The organism is Arthrobacter sorbitolis, assembly GCF_054510995.1.
Genome location: NZ_JBTNDM010000001.1, coordinates 107127 through 124063, shown reverse-complemented (window position 1 = coordinate 124063; position 16937 = coordinate 107127). Strand labels below are relative to the sequence as shown.

The window sequence follows — 16937 nt, the reverse complement described above, 5'->3', positions numbered from 1 at the left end:
GGGCGAACCCCGACCGTGCCCCGTGCTACTCCCCCGCGGGCTCCTCGTACTTCGGGAAGACCGGCGACGGCGCGGGCAGCACCGTGCCGGGTTCGATCCGCCGGACCAGCGCGCTGAACAGGCGGCGCCCGTCGTCGTCCGCCGTCCCCTGGCCGAGGGCCGTGAGGATCCGCCCGGCGCCGGCGGGCATGACCGGCTGGGCGAGGACGGCCACCACCCGGAGCACCTCGAGCGTCACGTAGAGGACCGTGTTCATGCGCTCGGGGTCCGTCTTCCGGAGGACCCACGGCTGCTGGTCCGCGAAGTACGCGTTGGTGTCGCCGAGGACCGCCCAGACGGCCTCGAGCGCCCGCGAGAACTCCTGCCGGTCGAACGCGGCACGGCTGGCGTCGAGCAGGGCGTGCGCCTGGTCGAGGATCCGGGTGTCGGCCGGGGCGAACTCCCCGGGCTGCGGGACCGCACCCCCGCAGTTCTTGGCGACCATGGACAGCGAGCGCTGTGCCAGGTTGCCGAAGTTGTTGGCGAGGTCGGCATTCATCCGTCCCACGACGGCCTCGTGGCTGTAGGAGCCGTCCGCCCCGAACGGCACCTCCCGGAGGAGGAAGAAGCGGACCTGGTCCAGGCCGTACTGCTCCACCCAGTCGGCCGGCGCCACCGTGTTGCCGAGCGACTTGGACATCTTGACGCCCTTGTTGTGCAGGAAGCCGTGGATCATGACGCGCCTGGGTACCTCGAGCCCCGCGGACAGGAGGAAGGCGGGCCAGTAGATGGCGTGGAAGCGGGAGATGTCCTTGCCGATCACGTGCACGTCCGCGGGCCAGAACTTCCGGAACCGCTCGGACCCCGTGTCGGGGAAGCCGACACCGGTCAGGTAGTTGGTGAGCGCGTCCACCCAGACGTACATGACGTGGCGCGGGTTGCCGGGGACCGGGACGCCCCAGTCGAACGTGGTGCGGCTGATGGAGAGGTCCTCGAGTCCGCGCCGCACGAAGGAGATGACCTCGTTGAAGCGGGGCTGCGGCGCGCCGAACTCCGGCTGCGCCTCGTAGAGGTCCAGCAGCTTCTGCTGGTAGGCCGAGAGACGGAAGAAGTAGCTCTCCTCCTCGGTCCAGGTGACCTCCGTGTCCGTCTCCTTCGCGTACCGGACGCCGTCCTCACGGACCTCCGTCTCGTCCTCGCCCCAGAAGGCCTCGTCGCGCACGGAGTACCAGCCGGCGTACTTGTCGAGGTAGATGTCCCCGTTCGCCTCCATGCGCTTCCAGATCTCGGTCGCCGCCGCGTAGTGGTCCTCGTCGGTGGTCCGGATGAAGCGGTCGTAGGAGGTGCCGACGACGTCGTTCATGTCCCGGAACGCCAGCGCGTTGCGCGTGGCGAGCTCGCGGACCGGGACGCCCTCGCGGTCGGCCGCCTGCTGCATCTTCAGGCCGTGCTCGTCGGTGCCCGTGAGGTACATGACGTCGAAACCGTCGAGGCGCTTGAAGCGCGCCATGGCGTCCACGGCGATCGTCTCGTAGGCGTGCCCGATGTGCGGCACGCCGTTCGGGTAGGAGATGGCCGTGGTGATGTAGAACGGGGGCTTTGCGTCTGCGGAGGTCACCCTATGAAATTACCCCGGCCGGTGCGGATTCGCCCAAGTGCGAAGACGCGCGGGCGTTCAGGCCCGCCCGACGGCGTCGTGCCCGAGCACGGCGTGGACGCCCCACGTCCGGTTGGCGATCTGCGTGACGCGGAGGTCGACGACGGCGCCGGCGAGGGCCAGCGCGGTCCTGCGCTCCAGGCCGTGCAGCTGCTGCAGCCAGGTGAGCATGGCCCCCAGGGCGTCGGCGGTCGCCCGGTTCAGGTCGGCGTCGAAGCCGAAGGTGATACGCGCGGTGGGCGTGACGGCATGGATGGTCGCCAGCGGCGCGTCCCGGACGACGTCGACCGTGATCGTCGTCGTCATGCCGCACTCGATGGCGGTGCCGCCCACCTCGCCGTCGCCCTGGGCGGCGTGGCCGTCGCCCAGGTGCAGCAGCGCGCCGGGTACGGTGACCGGCAGGAACAGGGTGGAGCCGGCCGTGAGCTCGCGGCAGTCGATGTTGCCGCCGCCGGCCGTACGGGGCGGCGTCGTCGAATGCCGTCCCGGTTCGGCCGGCGGGAGGCCGACCACGCCGAGGAACGGGGCGAGCCGGACCACGTGGCCGTACTGGTCGGTGCCCGTCCCTGCGTCCCGGTCGAGGTCCCACAGCAGCCAGGCGGCGTCGGTACCCTCGAGCCCGAGGCGGCGCGCGAAGTCGTCGTCCCGCCGCGCGGCCGCGGTCCACCCCCAGTCGGCGGTCTCCAGTGCCTCGAAGCGGACCGCGAGCACGTCGCCCGGGACGGCTCCGGCCACCTCGATCGGTCCGGTGAGGGCATGGCCCTGGCGGTCCGGGAACCGGTAGGGCGTCACGGCGCCGGGCGTCCGCTGGCGTTCGAGGTGTCCGCGTGCGTCGAGGGATCCGACGACGACGCGATCGCCGGCCTCGATGCGCAGGACGGGTGGGGTGTCCCGCGAGAGGACCTGCGTGGCCGTCGCCTGCTCGGCGGGGAGGTGGTGGGTGGTCATGCTGGCCTCGGGTCCGGCGCCGGCCATCAGTCCTGCAGGTCCACTTCGCGGGCCACGGTGGCCCCGATCTCGGCGCGGATCGCGTCGAGGACCTCCTGCGGCACGGAGCTGTCCACGGTCAGCAGGGACAGCGCCTGGCCGCCCTCCTTGTTCCGCGCCACCTGCATGCCGGCGATGTTGATGTCCCGTTCGCCGAGGAGCCGGCCGAGCGTCCCAATCACGCCGGGGCGGTCCGTGTAGAGCAGCACGAGGAGGTGGTCGCTGATGGGGATCTCCAGCTCGTACCCGTTGACGCCCACGAGCTTCTCGACCTGCTTCGGTCCCGTGAGGGTACCGGCGACGGAGATCTGCGTGCCGTCCGACAGCGCCCCGCGGAGCCTGAGCACGTTGCGGTACTCCTCGGACTCCGGGGTGGTGATCAGCCGGGAGGTGATGCCGCGCTGCTGGGCGAGGACCGGCGCGTTGACGTAGGAGACCTGCTCGGAGACGACGTCCGTGAAGACGCCCTTGAGCGCTGCGAGTTCGAGCGCCTTCACGTCGAGGGCCGCGATCTCGCCGGCCACCTCGATGTCGATCTGGGTGAGCGAGGCGGAGGTGAGCGCCGTGAAGATCCGGCCGAGCTTCTCCATGAGGGGGATGCCGGGGCGGACGGCGGGGTCGATGACCCCGCCGGCCACGTTGACGGCGTCGGGAACGAGTTCGCCGGCGAGGGCGAGCCGGACCGACTTCGCCACGGAGATGCCCGCCTTCTCCTGGGCCTCGGCCGTGGACGCCCCGAGGTGCGGGGTCACCACGACGCTGTCGTGGGCGAAGAACGGGAGGTCGGTGCTCGGTTCCGCCACGAAGACGTCGACACCGGCGCCGGCGATCTGCCCCTGCTCGAGGGCCGACTGGAGGGCTTCCTCGTCGACCAGGCCGCCGCGGGCCACGTTGACCACGTAGGCGGTGTCCTTCATGAGCGCGAAGGCCTCGGCGCCGAGCATGCCGACGGTCTCGGGTGTCTTCGGCATGTGGATGGTCACGAAGTCCGACTCGCGCAGCAGCTCGTCGAGGGAGACGAGCCGCACGTTGAGCTGGGCGGCCCGCGCGGAGGTGACGTAGGGGTCGTAGGCGAGGATCTGCGTGCCGAAGCCCTGCAGCCGCGCGGCGACGAGGGCGCCGATGCGCCCGAGCCCGATGATGCCGATGTTCTTCTCGTACAGCTCCGTGCCCGAGTACTTCGAGCGCTTCCACTCCCCCGCCTTCAGGGCCGCGCTGGCCTGCGGGATGTTGCGTGCCAGGCTGAGGATATGGCCGACCGTCAGTTCGGCGGCGGAGATGATGTTCGACGTCGGCGCGTTCACGACCATGACGCCCGCGTGCGTCGCCGCCTTGATGTCGACGTTGTCGAGCCCCACGCCGGCCCGCGCGATGACCTTGAGCCGCGGGGCGGCGCGGATGGCCTCCTCGTCCATGCGGGTGGCCGAGCGCACCAGGACGGCGTCGACGTCCGCGAGGGCTGCCAGGAGCTGCGCGCGGTCCGCGCCGTCGGTGCTGCGGATCTCGAAATCGGGCCCGAGGGCGTCGACGGTGGCGGGTGAGAGTTCCTCGGCGAGGAGCACGACGGGTCTGGTGGTCACGGGGATTCCTTCGGGACGGGAGGGGCTGGAACGGGGACGGTCCGGGGAGGGTCCGGGGAGGGCCGGACACACGTCCGGCAGGGCGCTCCGCTCGGGTGCTCGTCGTCGAGCGCCGGGCACGTGAGGGAGCGCCCTGCCGGGAGGGGTGGCGCTAGCGCGCGACGGAACCTTCGGTGTAGTCGTCGCTCGTCTTGATCCAGGAGAAGAGCTTGCGGAGTTCGCGGCCCGTGCTCTCGATCGGGTGGTCCTCGCCCTTCTTGCGCAGCGCGGCGAACTCGGGTGCGCCGGCGTCCTGGTCGTCGATGAAGCGCTTCGCGAAGGCGCCGCTCTGGATGTCCGCGAGGACGGCCTTCATGTTCTCCTTGACCTCCGGCGTGATGACGCGCGGGCCGGAGACGTAGTCGCCGTACTCGGCGGTGTCGGAGACGCTCCAGCGCTGCTTGGCGATGCCGCCCTCGACCATGAGGTCCACGATGAGCTTGAGCTCGTGGAGGACCTCGAAGTAGGCGACCTCGGGCTTGTAGCCCGCCTCGGTCAGCGTCTCGAAGCCGTACTGGACGAGCTGCGACGCCCCGCCGCACAGGACGGCCTGCTCGCCGAAGAGGTCGGTCTCGGTCTCCTCGGTGAAGGTCGTCTCGATGACGCCGGCCCGGGTACCGCCGATGGCCTTCGCGTAGGACAGGGCGAGGTCGCGGGCCGAGCCCGAGGCGTCCTGTTCCACGGCGATGAGGTCGGGGACGCCGCGGCCGGCCTCGAACTCGCGGCGCACGATGTGCCCGGGTCCCTTGGGCGCGACGAGGGCGACGTCGACGTCGGACGGCGGCTGGATGTAGCCGAAGCGGATGTTGAAGCCGTGGCCGAAGAACAGGGCGTCGCCGGCCTGCAGGTTCGGCGCGATGTCGTCCTTGTAGACGTGCCGCTGCACCTGGTCGGGGGTGAGGACCATGATGAGGTCGGCCTCCGCGGTGGCCTCGGCCACCGAGAGCACCCGGAGGCCCTCGGCCTCCGCCTTCGCGCGTGACGCCGATCCTTCCTTCAGGCCGACGCGCACGTCGACGCCGGAGTCCCGCAGGCTGAGCGCGTGCGCGTGGCCCTGGCTGCCGTAGCCGATGACGGCCACGGTGCGGCCCTGGATGATGGAAAGATCGGCGTCGTCGTCGTAGAACATCTCGGTCACGGGTATTTCTCCTTGGGGTGGGTGGTGCTGGGAAGGGTCTGGGTGCGCTCAGGCGCTGCGCAGGGCGCGATCGCTCATCGACTTCGCGCCGCGTCCGATCGCGAGGGTGCCCGACTGGACGATCTCGCGGATGCCGAACGGCTCGAGGACGGACTGCAGCGCCGAGAGCTTCTCGGGGGTGCCCGTCGCCTCGATGATCAGCGAGTCGATCGCCACGTCCACGACGGACGCGCGGAACAGGTCCGCGGCCTGGGTGACCTGCAGGCGCGTGGCTGCGTCGGCCCGCACCTTGATGAGGACGTGGTCGCGCTGCACCGACTGCTCGGTGGTCAGTTCGACGATCTTGAGCACGTTGATGAGCTTGTTCAGCTGCTTGGTGACCTGCTCGAGGAGGTCGCCCTCGGCCTCGACGACGACGGTGATGCGGGACATGCCGGCGATCTCCGTCGGCCCCACCGCCAGCGAGTTGATGTTGAACGCGCGGCGGGCGAAGAGGCTCGCCACGCGCGTCAGCACGCCGGGTACGTCCTCGACGAGCACGGAGAGTGTGTGTCGTGCCATGGTCAGTCCTCCTGCTCCCAGGTCGGGGTCATGTTCCGGGCGATCTGGATGAGGTCGTTGCTGACGCCCGAGGGCACCATCGGCCACACCATGGAGTCCCGGCTCACCACGAAGTCGATGACCACGGGGCGGTCGTTGATGGCCAGCGCCTGCTGGATGGTCGCGTCGATGTCCTCGTCCCGCTCGCAGCGCAGTCCGACGCAGCCGTAGGCGTCGGCGAGCTTCACGAAGTCCGGCACGCGGACGGTGTCGTGCCCGGTGTTGAGGTCGGTGTTCGAGTAGCGGCCCTCGTAGAACAGGGTCTGCCACTGCCGCACCATCCCCAGCGAGGAGTTGTTGATGACGGCGACCTTGATGGGGATGTTGTTGATGACGCAGGTGGCGAGTTCCTGGTTGGTCATCTGGAAGCAGCCGTCGCCGTCGATCGCCCACACCACGCGGTCCGGGTTGCCGACCTTGGCGCCCATCGCGGCGGGCACCGAGTAGCCCATGGTGCCGAGGCCGCCGGAGTTCAGCCAGGCGTGCGGGCGTTCGTACCGGATGAACTGCGCGGCCCACATCTGGTGCTGGCCCACGCCGGAGACGAAGACGCCCTCGGGGCCCGTGAGCTCGCCGATGCGCTTGATGACCTGCTGTGGCGCGGAGAGGCCGTCGTCGGGCTGGGTGAAGCCCACGGGGTAGGTCTCGCGCAGGTGGTCGATGGTCCTCCACCAGGCCGAGATGTCGGGGCGCTCCTGCGCCTCGAAGGTGTCCCGGACCGCCGTGGTGAGCTCGGGGATGATCTCCTTCACCGAGCCGACGATCGGGACGTCCGCCGTGCGGTTCTTCGAGATCTCGGCGGGGTCGATGTCCGCGTGGATGACCTTGGCGTTGGGCGCGAAGCTCGACAGGACGCCGGTGACGCGGTCGTCGAAGCGGGCGCCGAGCGTGATGAGGAGGTCGGCCTGCTGCAGCGCCGTCACGGCGGACACGGATCCGTGCATGCCGGGCATGCCCACGTGCTGCTGGTGGGAGTCGGGGAAGACGCCCCGGGCCATGAGGGTGGTGACGACGGGGGCACCGACCAGTTCCGCCAGTTCCTTCAGCTCCACCGAGGCGTGGCCCTTGACGACACCGCCGCCCACGTAGAAGACGGGCCGCTGGGAGGCACCGATGAGGCGCGCGGCCTCGCGCACCTGCTTGGCGTGCCCCCGGACGACGGGCCGGTAGCCGGGGATGTCGACCTTGGGCGGCCAGGAGAACGTCATGGTGGACTGCTGGGCGTCCTTGGCGACGTCCACCAGCACGGGGCCGGGGCGTCCCGTGGTCGCGATGTGGAACGCCTCGGCGAGGACGCGCGGGATGTCCTGCGCGTCGGTGACGAGGTAGGAGTGCTTGGTGATCGGCATCGTGATGCCGACGATGTCCGCCTCCTGGAAGGCGTCCGAGCCGATGAAGGCGCTGGACACCTGGCCGGTGATGGCGACCAGGGGCACGGAGTCCATGTGGGCGTCGGCGATGGCGGTCACGAGGTTCGTGGCACCGGGCCCGGACGTCGCGATGCACACGCCGGGCCGGCCGGTGACCATCGCGTACCCCTGGGCGGCGTGGCCCGCGCCCTGCTCGTGCCGCACGAGGATGTGGCGGAGCTTGGTGGACGCGAGGAGCGGATCGTAGGTGGGGAGGATCGCCCCGCCGGGAAGCCCGAAGACGTCGTCGACGCCGAGCTCCTCGAGGGACCGGACGATCGCCGCGGACCCGAGCATGCGGGTGGGCGCGACGACGTTGTTGGGGCCACGGACGGCGCTCGCCGGAACATCTCGAGCGGGTGCGGTCTCACGAGCGGGTGCTGCGGGAGGTGCTGGCCTTGCTGCCAACAGCGCTGGGCTGATGGGCGATCCCTTGGACATCTGACAACTTCCTCTGGAACGTACGCTGCACTGCTGCAGGTTGAACTGCGGACTTCCCTGCGCTGCTTCCCTGCCGACAGGTCGTGTCAACAAAAAAACCCCTCGGCCTTGTCGGGCTCTGCGAGGGGTTGCGCGTGACTGCAGTCGTCTGGCGGACGGGCTTCAGGCCACGCGCTGTATAAGGACGACGACTACGGGTTCGAGCTGCATACCTGTAGTTTCCACGCCCCCGCGAAAGGGTGTCAACCGCCCCTCCGGCGATCTCACATGGTGGACAGGGCGTCCAGTTAGTGGACATTAACCCGACGCTCCCCGCACCGGGACGGGAGGGGCTCCCGTCCCGGCGGATCCTACCTAGCCCGTGTACGCACCCATGGACGCGGAGTGCACGAGCTTCGCGTATTTCGCCAGGACTCCCCTCGTGTAGCGGGCCGGGAGGGGCTCCCAGCCCACCCTGCGCTCCGCGAGCTCCGCCTCGTCGACGAGGAGGTCGAAGCTCTTCGCCGCGATGTCGACGCGGATGCGGTCGCCGTCGCGCACGAACGCGATGGGGCCGCCGTCTACGGCCTCCGGCGCCACGTGGCCGATGCACAGGCCCGTGGTACCGCCGGAGAAGCGGCCGTCGGTGAGCAGGAGCACGTCCTTGCCGAGGCCGGCACCCTTGATGGCGCCGGTGATGGCGAGCATCTCGCGCATGCCGGGGCCGCCCTTGGGTCCCTCGTAGCGGATCACGAGGACGTCGCCGGCCTGGATCCCGCCCGCGTCGAGCGCGTCGAGCGCGCCCTGCTCACGCTCGAAGACGCGTGCCGTGCCCTCGAAGACGTCGGCATCGAAGCCGGCGCTCTTCACGACGGCGCCCTCGGGAGCCAGCGAGCCGTGCAGGATGGTGATGCCACCGGTCTTGTGCAGCGGGTTGTCGAGCGCGCGGAGGATCTTGCCGTCGAGGTCGGGCGGCCCGATCTCCGCGAGGTTCTCCGCGAGGGTCTTGCCGGTCACCGTCAGGCAGTCGCCGTGCAGCAGGCCCGCGTCCAGCAGCGCCTTCATGATGACCGGCACGCCGCCCACCTTGTCGACGTCGAACATGACGTAGCGGCCGAAGGGCTTGAGGTCGCCGAGGTGCGGGATCCGGTCGCCGATGCGCGTGAAGTCGTCGAGCGTGAGCTCCACCTCGGCCTCGCGGGCGATGGCGAGGAGGTGGAGGACGGCGTTGGTCGAGCCGCCGAAGGCCATGGTGACCGCGATGGCGTTCTCGAACGCCTTCTTCGTCATGATGTCGCGGGCCGTGATCCCGAGGCGCAGCAGGTTCACGACCGCCTCGCCGGACTTCCGCGCGTACAGGTCGCGGCGCCGGTCGACCGACGGCGGCGCTGCCGAGCCGGGCAGGGACATCCCGAGGGCCTCACCGATGCACGCCATGGTGTTCGCCGTGTACATGCCGCCGCAGGCGCCCTCACCCGGGCAGACGGCACGTTCGATGCTGTCGAGGTCCTTCAGGCTCATCTTGCCGGCAGCGCAGGCGCCGACCGCCTCGAAGGCGTCGATGAGGGTGACCTCCTTCTCGGTGCCATCCTCGAGCTTCGCGAACCCCGGCATGATCGTTCCCGCGTAGAGGAACACGGAGGCGAGGTCGAGGCGGGCCGCCGCCATGAGCATGCCCGGGAGGGACTTGTCGCAGCCGGCGAGGAGCACGGAGCCGTCGATGCGTTCGGCCTGCATCACCGTCTCCACCGAGTCCGCGATGACCTCACGGGAGACGAGCGAGAAATGCATCCCCTCGTGGCCCATCGAGATGCCGTCGGACACGGAGATCGTGCCGAACTGCATGGGGAACCCTCCCGCGTCGTGCACGCCCTCCTTGGCTCCCTGCGCCAGGCGGTTGAGGGACAGGTTGCAGGGGGTGATCTCGTTCCAGGAGCTTGCAACGCCGATCTGGGGCTTGGCGAAGTCGTCGTCGCCCATGCCGACGGCACGCAGCATCCCGCGGGACGGTGCCGCATGGATGCCGTCCGTGACGACGCGGCTTCTGGGCTTGATGTCTGGAGTTGTTTCCACGGTCATGCCTGAAGTCTAGGCCCGGGTCACAGGACGGTTTCGCCATGTGACCCGCCTGTTACAGGCGGCTGCACGGCCGCCGGGCAGGGTCTCGGGGCGGTCGGGGCGGTCCTCGTGCCGGAGGGCCGCCCTCCGGTACAGTGTGGGTCTCGCGGGCGGTTCCTCAGGCCCGCCGGCGGCGCGCACCGCGGGCGGCGGGAACCCCCGGGCACCCGGGCCGACGGCCCCCTACCGCAACGGCGTGATATGACCCTCGATGAGCCGCACGACTCCAGCAGGCCGCTCGACGGCGGCCAGGGGCTGAAGAACGCCCTGCGCCGCGTCTTCGACGGGCAGATCCCGAACTACGGCGACTACAACCTGGTGTACGCGGCGCGGCACGCACGCGAGGTCCGCGCCGCGCCGGGCACCGCCTACGTGGTCGGCTACCGGTGGAAGCCCGCCGAACTCATGATCGCGCCGGTGAACCTCGCGGGGATCACGGGTGCGGGGATACCGGTCGAGGTCAACATGACGAACCTCGCGCACGCGCTGCAGTGGGACGAGGACGGCAGCTACGAGGTGGGCACCAGCACCGGACGGGTCTTCCGCTTCGCGGTCACCGCCGATCCCGTGCTCGACATCGGCCCCGGGACGCCGCTGCGGCTCGCGCAGGAGGAGGACGCCGAGGACTTCACCTCCTTCATGGACGCGTTCATCGCCATGTCCTGACCGCGGGCCCGCCGCCGGCCCGGCCGGGCCGGGAGGCGTGCTGGGCGCGGCTAGGCCCAGGGGCCGCGCCGCACGAGGTTGGCGGGCTCCTCGCCGTTGCCCATCCGCTCGACCTGGCGCCGGAGCAACGCGAGGATCCGGGGCGGGAACGCACCCGTGTTGCCTCCGATGTGCGGCGTGATGAGGACGCCGGGCGCGCCCCAGAGCGGGTGGTCCGCCGGCAGCGGCTCGGGATCGACGACGTCGAGCGCCGCCCTGAGCCGCCCCGCCAGGACCTCCCGGGTCAGCGCCTCGGTGTCGACGACGGCCCCGCGGGCCACGTTCACGACGAGCGCACCGTCGGGCAGCGCGGCGAGCACGTCGCGGCCGATGAGTCCCCGCGTGGCGTCCGTGAGCGGCGTGATCACGATGACGACGTCGTGGCGTGGCGCGAGCGCCACGAGCTCGTCGCTCCCGTGGACGTGCCCCAGGTGGTCGTCGCGCGCCGAGCTCCCGACCCTCGTCACCTCCGCCTCGAAGGTCGCCAGGCGCTTGCGGATCTCCTCCCCGATCCCGCCGACGCCGACGAGCAGCACGCGGCGGTCGGCGAGGCCCGGGTAACGGGCGCTGTGCCAGCGGCCCTCGGCCTGCTGCCGGACGGCGTCGTCGATGCCCCGCAGCGAGGCCAGGGCGAGCCCGAGGGCGAGTTCGGCCGTCGCCGCGGCATGGACACCCGCGGCGGTGGCGATGGCGACGTCGGGTCCCACGAGGTCCGCGACGCCGTCGTAGCCGGTGGACTGGGTCTGCACGAGGCGCAGGTTCGGGGCGGCGTCCAGCGCCCCGCCGAGGTGGGCGCGGCCCGTGTAGGGCAGGACGGCGGCGTCGAGCGTCGCCGGGTCGAAGCCCTCGGGCGGGGTCGCGAAGTCCCAGACGACCACGTCGACCGCCGGGGAGGCGTCGGCGAGCGCATCCCGCAGGTCGGGGGACGGCACGCTCAGGGTGCGGACGGTCCGGGTGTCGGAGGCTGTGTCGGAGGCTGCGGCGGGATTCGTCATGGCGCCAGCCTAGAGGGATCGGCGCGACCCCGCCCTCCTGCCCCGCCCCTCCCGCCCCGGCCCCTTCCTCCCGCGCACCGGAAAGGGGTGGACACCTCCCGGGCCCCGCCCTAGGGTCGGACCATGTCAGCCGCCCGGCGGCGACCCGCCCGCCTCCTCGCCCGGGTCCTCCCCCCGGCAGCCGGAATCCTCCTGGGGGTGGCCGGCTGCTCCGTCGCGGCCCCCGAACCCGATCCCCTGTACGCCGGCGCGTCCGCGACTCCCCCGGCAGCCCCCGGCTCCGCCGCACCCTCCTCGGGGCCCGGCTCCGCCACTCCCCCGGCAGCGCCCGCGGCGCTTCCCGACCTCACCTACGGAGGCGATGCCACGACCGGGCTCGGCCTCCCCTGGTCCGTGGTGGTGCTCGACGGCGGGGACCTCGTCGTCTCCGAGCGTGAGACCGGTGAGATCAAGCGCATCGGCGGCACCGGCACCGAGGTGATCGGCAGCATTCCCGAGGCAGCGGCGGCCTCGGGCGAGGGCGGCCTGCTGGGCCTCGCCGTCGAGGCGGGACCGGGCACGGAGCCCGACGCGCTCTACGCCTACTACACCTCGGCCACGGACAACCGCGTGGTGCGGATGCCCTGGACCGACGGACGGCTCGGCGCACCGGAACCGATCCTCACCGGCATCCCGAAGGCGGAGATCCACAACGGCGGGCGGGTCGCCGTCGGGCCGGACGGCCACCTCTACATCGGCACCGGCGATGCCGGGTCCCGGGAGGATGCGCAGGACCCGGCCGGCCTCGGCGGGAAGATCCTGCGGATCACGCCCGACGGCGGGATCCCCGACGACAACCCGACGCCCGGCTCCCCGGTCTTCAGCCTCGGACACCGCAACGTGCAGGGGCTCGCCTGGGACTCCGCTGGCAGGCTCTGGGCGTCGGAGTTCGGCCCGGAGGTCGACGACGAACTGAACCTCGTGACGCCCGGCGGGAACTACGGGTGGCCGGAGGTCACCGGGGCGCCGGGCGATGCGCGGTACATCGACGCCCAGGTGGTGTGGCCGTCCACGGCGGCATCCTCGCCGAGCGGCATGGCGATCCTCGACGACGTCGCCTACATCGGCGGCCTGCGGGGGCAGCGCCTGTGGCAGGTCCCCCTCGGTGACGGCACCGCGGGTGAACCGGCCGGCCACTTCGACGGGCAGTACGGGCGGCTGCGGGATGTCGCGGCGGGCATGGACGGCTCCCTGCTCGTGGCGACCAACGAGTCCGGCGGGGCGCGGATCCTGCGCATCGACCGGGACGTGGACCGATGAGCACGTGCTGGACGGCGGCCGGTGCCAAGGACGGGCCGGGCGGCCGGTTTCATGTTTGGGCCGAACTGCTGGTAGAGTTCCATGCTGTTGCGGATGACCGGACCGAGCCAAATCGGGAAGGAAAACGCCACGCACCTCTAGCTCAATTGGCAGAGCAATTGACTCTTAATCAATGGGTTTCGGGTTCAAGTCCCGAGGGGTGCACTTCGGATCCCCGTCCATCAGGTCTCGCCGCCTGGAGGACGGGGATTCGTTCGTTTCCGGCCCTGCGGTGGTGTCCCCATAACCGGCACCCCCCCTTCCTCTGAGCCTCCCGGGCCTGCCGCCGCGCCGGGTGCGGCCCTCCGTCGGTCGCCTTCGTCGGTCGCGGGTCTGCCGCCGCGCCGGGTGCCCGGACCCGTGGCACACCCGCACCGGGTCCGTGCGGCCGAGCCGGGTGCAGGGCCCCTGTCGGTCCGCCCGGCGGGTTCCACCGGGTGCGGGCCTACGATGGACGCGTGAACGAAATCCTGGCCTTCGCCGGAAGCTACTGGTGGCTCGTCTTCCCGCTCTCCGGTGTGTTCGCGATCTGGGGCAAGTCGTGGTCCGATGCTACCGAGCGACGCCACCGGCGCAAGGTGGAGCTCTACCGCCTGAAGCATCCCGCCACGCTGCACGGCGCGCACGCCCAGCCCGAGCAGCTGCAGTCCCGCGGACGCGGACGCGACGTCGAGCACGTCGGACGCATGCACGACGAGGTCGACCGGAAGTGGCTGTCCTACGAGCTCGACGCCGCGAAGCTGATCGACTACCCCACCATGACGGACGTACGGGAACCGCTCACCGTCGCCTTCCTGCGGGCCAAGCGCGTCGCCGACTCCCTCCGGCCCGAGGACCCCGACGGCGTGTCCGCCGAGGACCTCGCGGAGTACCGGTCCGCCGTCACCTCGTACGACGTCGCGTTCCAGGTGGCCGAGACCGAGGCCCGGCGGGTGCGGGCGAGCGGCTTCACCCCGGCGGAACGCCAGCGGCTGGAGACGGCCCGCAAACTCGTCACGGTCGCGGTCGACGACGCCGCCACCGCCGCCGAACGGCAGACCGCGTACCGGCGTGCGCGGCGTGAACTCGACGGGCTGATCGTCCTGCCCGACGCCACCATCACCGACCTCGAGGAGAGGATCGCGGGCGCGATCGACCAGCGGCGCCCCTGACCTTCCCAGCACGCCGTCCCTGGACGATAATCGCTCCTGTCATCACGGAGGCGTGGCGCAGGCCACCCGGCAGGAAGCGGACATCATGGCAGCGACGATCAACACCTACCTCAGCTTCAGGGACACCGCGGCGCAGGCGATGGAGTTCTACCAGTCCGTGTTCGGCGGGGACCTGCAGCGCAGCACCTTCGGTGAGTTCCAGATGAGCGAGGATCCGGCCGAGCAGGACAAGATCATGCACTCGATGCTGACCACGCCCTCGGGCCAGGTGATCATGGCGTCCGACACACCCAACGGCATGGAGTACACGCCTCCGGCAGGCCACTCGATCTCCATCAGCGGCGACGACGAGGCCGAGCTCCGCGGCTACTGGGACGCCCTGGCCGGCAGCGGCACCGCCGTCCTGCCCCTGTCCGAGTCGCCCTGGGGCGACAGCTTCGGCATGTGCGTCGATCGCTTCGGCGTCTCCTGGATGGTGAACATCGCGGGGACGGGGGCCGGCGGGCAGGCCGAGGACGGCGCCCGTGCCGGCGGTCTGGGCGAGACCAGCGCCGTCTGACGTCCCGCCCCGGGGAGAACCGCCCCGGGGAGAACAGGACCGGGGAGCACCAGCTCCGGACGACGGGCCCCGGGCGGGCGGGACCCGGGGCTCAGGCCTGCGGGGCGAGGTCGAGCGTCGGCTCGTCCGGCGTCGACAGGGTGAGCACCGCCTCCTCGATGCGCTCGTGGTCCTCGATGTCGCGCTCCACGGAGCGGAGGGCGACGGCGACGTCGTGCTCCCGGCGGTCCCCCACCAGGTCCACCGCCGCCACGAGGTACAGGCGCTCGGGCCCCACGTACTCGAGGTGCAGGTACGTCACGCGGTCGATGCTCGCGTGCGCGCTCAGGCGCCGGGCGACCGATTCGAGCAGGGCGGGCGACACGGCCTGGCCCACGAGGAACCGCCGGTTGCGGTCGATCAGGATCACGGCGATCACCCCGAGGAGCACGCCCACGAGGATGGACCCGACGGCGTCCGGGACCGGCGAGCCGGTGAGCTGGTGCAGCAGGATGCCGAGGAACGCGATGAGCAGGCCGAGCAGCGCGGCCGCGTCCTCGGCGAACACCGCGCGGAGGGTGGGGTTCGACGTCGTCGACACGCTCCGGAGTGTGGAGGTGCCGCGCTCCCGGCCCGCCTTCCGCGCCTGCCGGAAGGCCTGCGTGAAGGAGACCCCCTCGAGGACGAAGGCGATCGCGAGCACGGCGTAGGCGATGCCGTAGTCCCCGGCCGGCTCGGGTTCGAGCAGTTGCTGCACGCCGTGCGTGATCGAGACGACGGCGCCCGCGGTGAAGAGCCCGAACGCGGCGAACATCGACCAGACGTATGCCTCCCGGCCGTAGCCCATGGGGTGCGAGACGTCACGGCGGCGCTTGGACTTGCGCTCGGCGATGAGCAGGAAGATCTGGTTGCCGGTGTCGGCCCACGAGTGGGCGGACTCGGCCGTCATCGAGGCGGAGCCGGTGATCGCCGCCGCGACCGTCTTCGCGCCGGCCACGAGGAGGTTCGCGACGAACGCGACGATGACCGTCACGGGTTTGTCGCCGCCGCTCGATTCCTGCCGTTCGTCCGCCGCCGGACCGGTTCCGCCCGCCTGTGCCGCCTGGTTCCTCACTGCCGTCCTCCCTGAAGGGCCGGAAGGGCCGGCGGGCCAGGACGCGCCGTCGGCACGCCCTGGCCCGCCCACCGACTACTGGGACGCTTCCTTGTTCACATCGGTCGGCGAGTCGAACTCGCGGTCCGGGAGGTTCCCCAGGGTCTCGAGGACGGCGTCGTCGGCGCCCTTGTCCTTCGCGTGCTGGACGAGGTCCTCCCTGGACGCCGGGTACTCCATGCCGCCCAGTGCCTTCTGGATGTCGATCGGACTCGGATCTGCCATGTGGTGCTCCTTCGTGTCGGTTCGTACCCTGTGGTGCTCCCGCGGCGGGAGCACCGTCACTGGCCCAGGATCACCCGGGCAGCGTCTGTGTCCCGGTCCTGGACCGTGGTCGGCGCCTCGAGGTGCACGGCGCCGGACGGGATGATGCCCGCGCCGCCGTACCGCTCCATGACGCGCCACTGGGCCGCGACGTCCTCCCCGGCGTGCCCGGGCGGCAGCCTGTCCCAGAAGTCGAAGCCGCCGCAGTCCACGAGGGCCTCCCGGTCGAAGAGGACGCAGCCGCCCACCCAGGCGACGCGGTAGAGCCGCCAGTCGCCGGCCGGGATCGCGAGGTCGGCGGCGGCGTGCGCCAGGTTCGCGGCGTTGTGCAGCGGCCAGCGCTCGAAGCCCTCGGTGCCCGGGCGGATCCGCTCCGGGACCACCTCGTCGCCGGGCCAGAACGCCAGTTCCGTGCGTTCCTGGGGCCGGCGGTCGTCGAGGTAGGACAGGCCCTGGACCGCCGAGCCCACGAACCCGCACCCGGCGGTCCGCAGCGCCCGGACCATGCGGTCCAGCGACCCGGGCTCGAGCCAGACGTCGTTGTCGAGGAAGAGGACGAGGGGAGCGCTCGCGAGCCCGAGGAGGTAGTGCCGGTGCTCGGCGAGGCCCCTGCGCGGCAGGTGCCTCTCGAGCCGTACCGGCCGGCCCTGCGCCTCGAGGACCCGCACCATCGCACGGACCGCGGGCTGCACCCAGGACGCCGCCTCGCCGTCGGTCTGGTCGCTCACGACGACGCGGAAGGCGACGCCCTCCTGCGCCGCGAGGCCCGCGAGCGTCACGGCGAGTTCCGCCGGTCGTCCGTAGGACGGGATCAGCACGTCGAGGACGGGTTCGTCCACGGGCGCGTCCCCCGCCCATTCCCCCGA

15 protein-coding genes and 1 tRNA gene are annotated in these 16937 nt (G+C 71.4%); 5 read left to right on the top strand and 11 right to left on the bottom strand.

The genetic code is table 11. The annotated features are described in order from the left end of the window. Positions 1–25: 25 nt before the first annotated feature. From metG to ilvD, 7 genes are all read right to left on the bottom strand, one after another. The gene (metG, locus tag ACX80K_RS00585) at positions 26–1597 is read right to left on the bottom strand and encodes a methionine--tRNA ligase (RefSeq protein ID WP_459269951.1); all 1572 of its coding nucleotides are present in this window, start codon (positions 1595–1597) and stop codon (positions 26–28) included. A 57-nt stretch (positions 1598–1654) separates the two neighbouring features. Next, entirely contained in the window at positions 1655–2611 is a 957-nt protein-coding gene (locus ACX80K_RS00580) for an acetamidase/formamidase family protein (RefSeq protein ID WP_459269950.1), read from the bottom strand. After that, entirely contained in the window at positions 2611–4203 is a 1593-nt protein-coding gene (serA, locus tag ACX80K_RS00575; RefSeq protein ID WP_459269949.1) for a phosphoglycerate dehydrogenase, read from the bottom strand. Before serA ends, ACX80K_RS00580 begins: the two co-directional genes overlap by 1 nt. 151 nt (positions 4204–4354) lie before the next feature. Continuing rightward, positions 4355–5380, bottom strand: a complete 1026-nt coding sequence (ilvC, locus tag ACX80K_RS00570; RefSeq protein WP_104178934.1) for a ketol-acid reductoisomerase — start codon at positions 5378–5380, stop codon at positions 4355–4357. Between the two features lie 48 nt (positions 5381–5428). Further along, positions 5429–5941 carry an acetolactate synthase small subunit gene (gene ilvN, locus ACX80K_RS00565; RefSeq protein WP_104178935.1) on the bottom strand — a complete coding sequence of 171 codons (513 nt, stop codon included), beginning with the start codon at positions 5939–5941 and terminating at the stop codon, positions 5429–5431. Positions 5942–5943: 2 nt separating this feature from the next. Next, positions 5944–7830, bottom strand: coding sequence for an acetolactate synthase large subunit (locus tag ACX80K_RS00560; protein ID WP_459269948.1), 1887 nt, complete (start codon positions 7828–7830; stop codon positions 5944–5946). A 354-nt stretch (positions 7831–8184) separates the two neighbouring features. Then, positions 8185–9888 carry a dihydroxy-acid dehydratase gene (ilvD, locus tag ACX80K_RS00555; RefSeq protein ID WP_459269947.1) on the bottom strand — a complete coding sequence of 568 codons (1704 nt, stop codon included), beginning with the start codon at positions 9886–9888 and terminating at the stop codon, positions 8185–8187. A 240-nt stretch (positions 9889–10128) separates the two neighbouring features. On the opposite strand from ilvD, the gene ACX80K_RS00550 reads away from it, so the two are divergent. Beyond that, on the top strand, positions 10129–10593 hold the full coding sequence (locus tag ACX80K_RS00550) for a hypothetical protein (protein WP_459269946.1): 465 nt from the start codon (positions 10129–10131) through the stop codon (positions 10591–10593). Positions 10594–10643: 50 nt separating this feature from the next. Here ACX80K_RS00550 and ACX80K_RS00545 read toward each other — a convergent pair whose 3' ends face one another. Then, positions 10644–11627 carry a 2-hydroxyacid dehydrogenase gene (locus ACX80K_RS00545; RefSeq protein WP_459269945.1) on the bottom strand — a complete coding sequence of 328 codons (984 nt, stop codon included), beginning with the start codon at positions 11625–11627 and terminating at the stop codon, positions 10644–10646. A gap of 123 nt (positions 11628–11750) precedes the next feature. Here ACX80K_RS00545 and ACX80K_RS00540 point away from each other — a divergent pair, with 123 nt between their 5' ends. The 4 genes from ACX80K_RS00540 (at position 11751) to ACX80K_RS00525 (ending at position 14675) form a co-directional block, all read left to right on the top strand. Then, positions 11751–12926, top strand: a complete 1176-nt coding sequence (locus ACX80K_RS00540; RefSeq protein ID WP_459269944.1) for a PQQ-dependent sugar dehydrogenase — start codon at positions 11751–11753, stop codon at positions 12924–12926. A 131-nt stretch (positions 12927–13057) separates the two neighbouring features. Next, a tRNA-Lys gene (locus ACX80K_RS00535) sits at positions 13058–13130 on the top strand. 293 nt (positions 13131–13423) lie between these two features. Further along, a complete protein-coding gene (locus ACX80K_RS00530) occupies positions 13424–14116 on the top strand; it encodes a hypothetical protein (RefSeq protein WP_459269943.1) in 693 nt (230 codons plus the stop codon). Between the two features lie 85 nt (positions 14117–14201). Further along, positions 14202–14675 (top strand): VOC family protein, encoded by a 474-nt coding sequence (locus ACX80K_RS00525; RefSeq protein ID WP_459270656.1) that lies wholly within the window; start codon positions 14202–14204, stop codon positions 14673–14675. A gap of 91 nt (positions 14676–14766) precedes the next feature. On the opposite strand, the gene ACX80K_RS00520 is transcribed toward ACX80K_RS00525, so the two are convergent. The 3 genes from ACX80K_RS00520 to ACX80K_RS00510 form a co-directional block, all read right to left on the bottom strand. Further along, positions 14767–15768, bottom strand: a complete 1002-nt coding sequence (locus ACX80K_RS00520; protein ID WP_459269942.1) for a cation diffusion facilitator family transporter — start codon at positions 15766–15768, stop codon at positions 14767–14769. Positions 15769–15843: 75 nt separating this feature from the next. After that, on the bottom strand, positions 15844–16032 hold the full coding sequence (locus tag ACX80K_RS00515) for a DUF2795 domain-containing protein (RefSeq protein WP_459269941.1): 189 nt from the start codon (positions 16030–16032) through the stop codon (positions 15844–15846). 56 nt (positions 16033–16088) lie between these two features. Continuing rightward, the gene (locus tag ACX80K_RS00510; protein ID WP_459269940.1) at positions 16089–16910 is read right to left on the bottom strand and encodes a glycosyltransferase; all 822 of its coding nucleotides are present in this window, start codon (positions 16908–16910) and stop codon (positions 16089–16091) included. Positions 16911–16937 lie beyond the last annotated feature (27 nt).

What these genes read in the sequence shown, in the direction of transcription:
- ACX80K_RS00580 (WP_459269950.1), bottom strand. Translation starts at nt 2,611, where the DNA reads ATGGCCGGCGCCGGACCCGAGGCCAGCATGACCACCCACCACCTCCCC.
- ilvN (WP_104178935.1), bottom strand. Translation starts at nt 5,941, where the DNA reads ATGGCACGACACACACTCTCCGTGCTCGTCGAGGACGTACCCGGCGTG.
- ACX80K_RS00560 (WP_459269948.1), bottom strand. Translation starts at nt 7,830, where the DNA reads ATGTCCAAGGGATCGCCCATCAGCCCAGCGCTGTTGGCAGCAAGGCCA.
- ilvD (WP_459269947.1), bottom strand. Translation starts at nt 9,888, where the DNA reads ATGACCGTGGAAACAACTCCAGACATCAAGCCCAGAAGCCGCGTCGTC.
- ACX80K_RS00550 (WP_459269946.1), top strand. Translation starts at nt 10,129, where the DNA reads ATGACCCTCGATGAGCCGCACGACTCCAGCAGGCCGCTCGACGGCGGC.
- ACX80K_RS00545 (WP_459269945.1), bottom strand. Translation starts at nt 11,627, where the DNA reads ATGACGAATCCCGCCGCAGCCTCCGACACAGCCTCCGACACCCGGACC.
- ACX80K_RS00540 (WP_459269944.1), top strand. Translation starts at nt 11,751, where the DNA reads ATGTCAGCCGCCCGGCGGCGACCCGCCCGCCTCCTCGCCCGGGTCCTC.
- ACX80K_RS00525 (WP_459270656.1), top strand. Translation starts at nt 14,202, where the DNA reads ATGGCAGCGACGATCAACACCTACCTCAGCTTCAGGGACACCGCGGCG.
- ACX80K_RS00515 (WP_459269941.1), bottom strand. Translation starts at nt 16,032, where the DNA reads ATGGCAGATCCGAGTCCGATCGACATCCAGAAGGCACTGGGCGGCATG.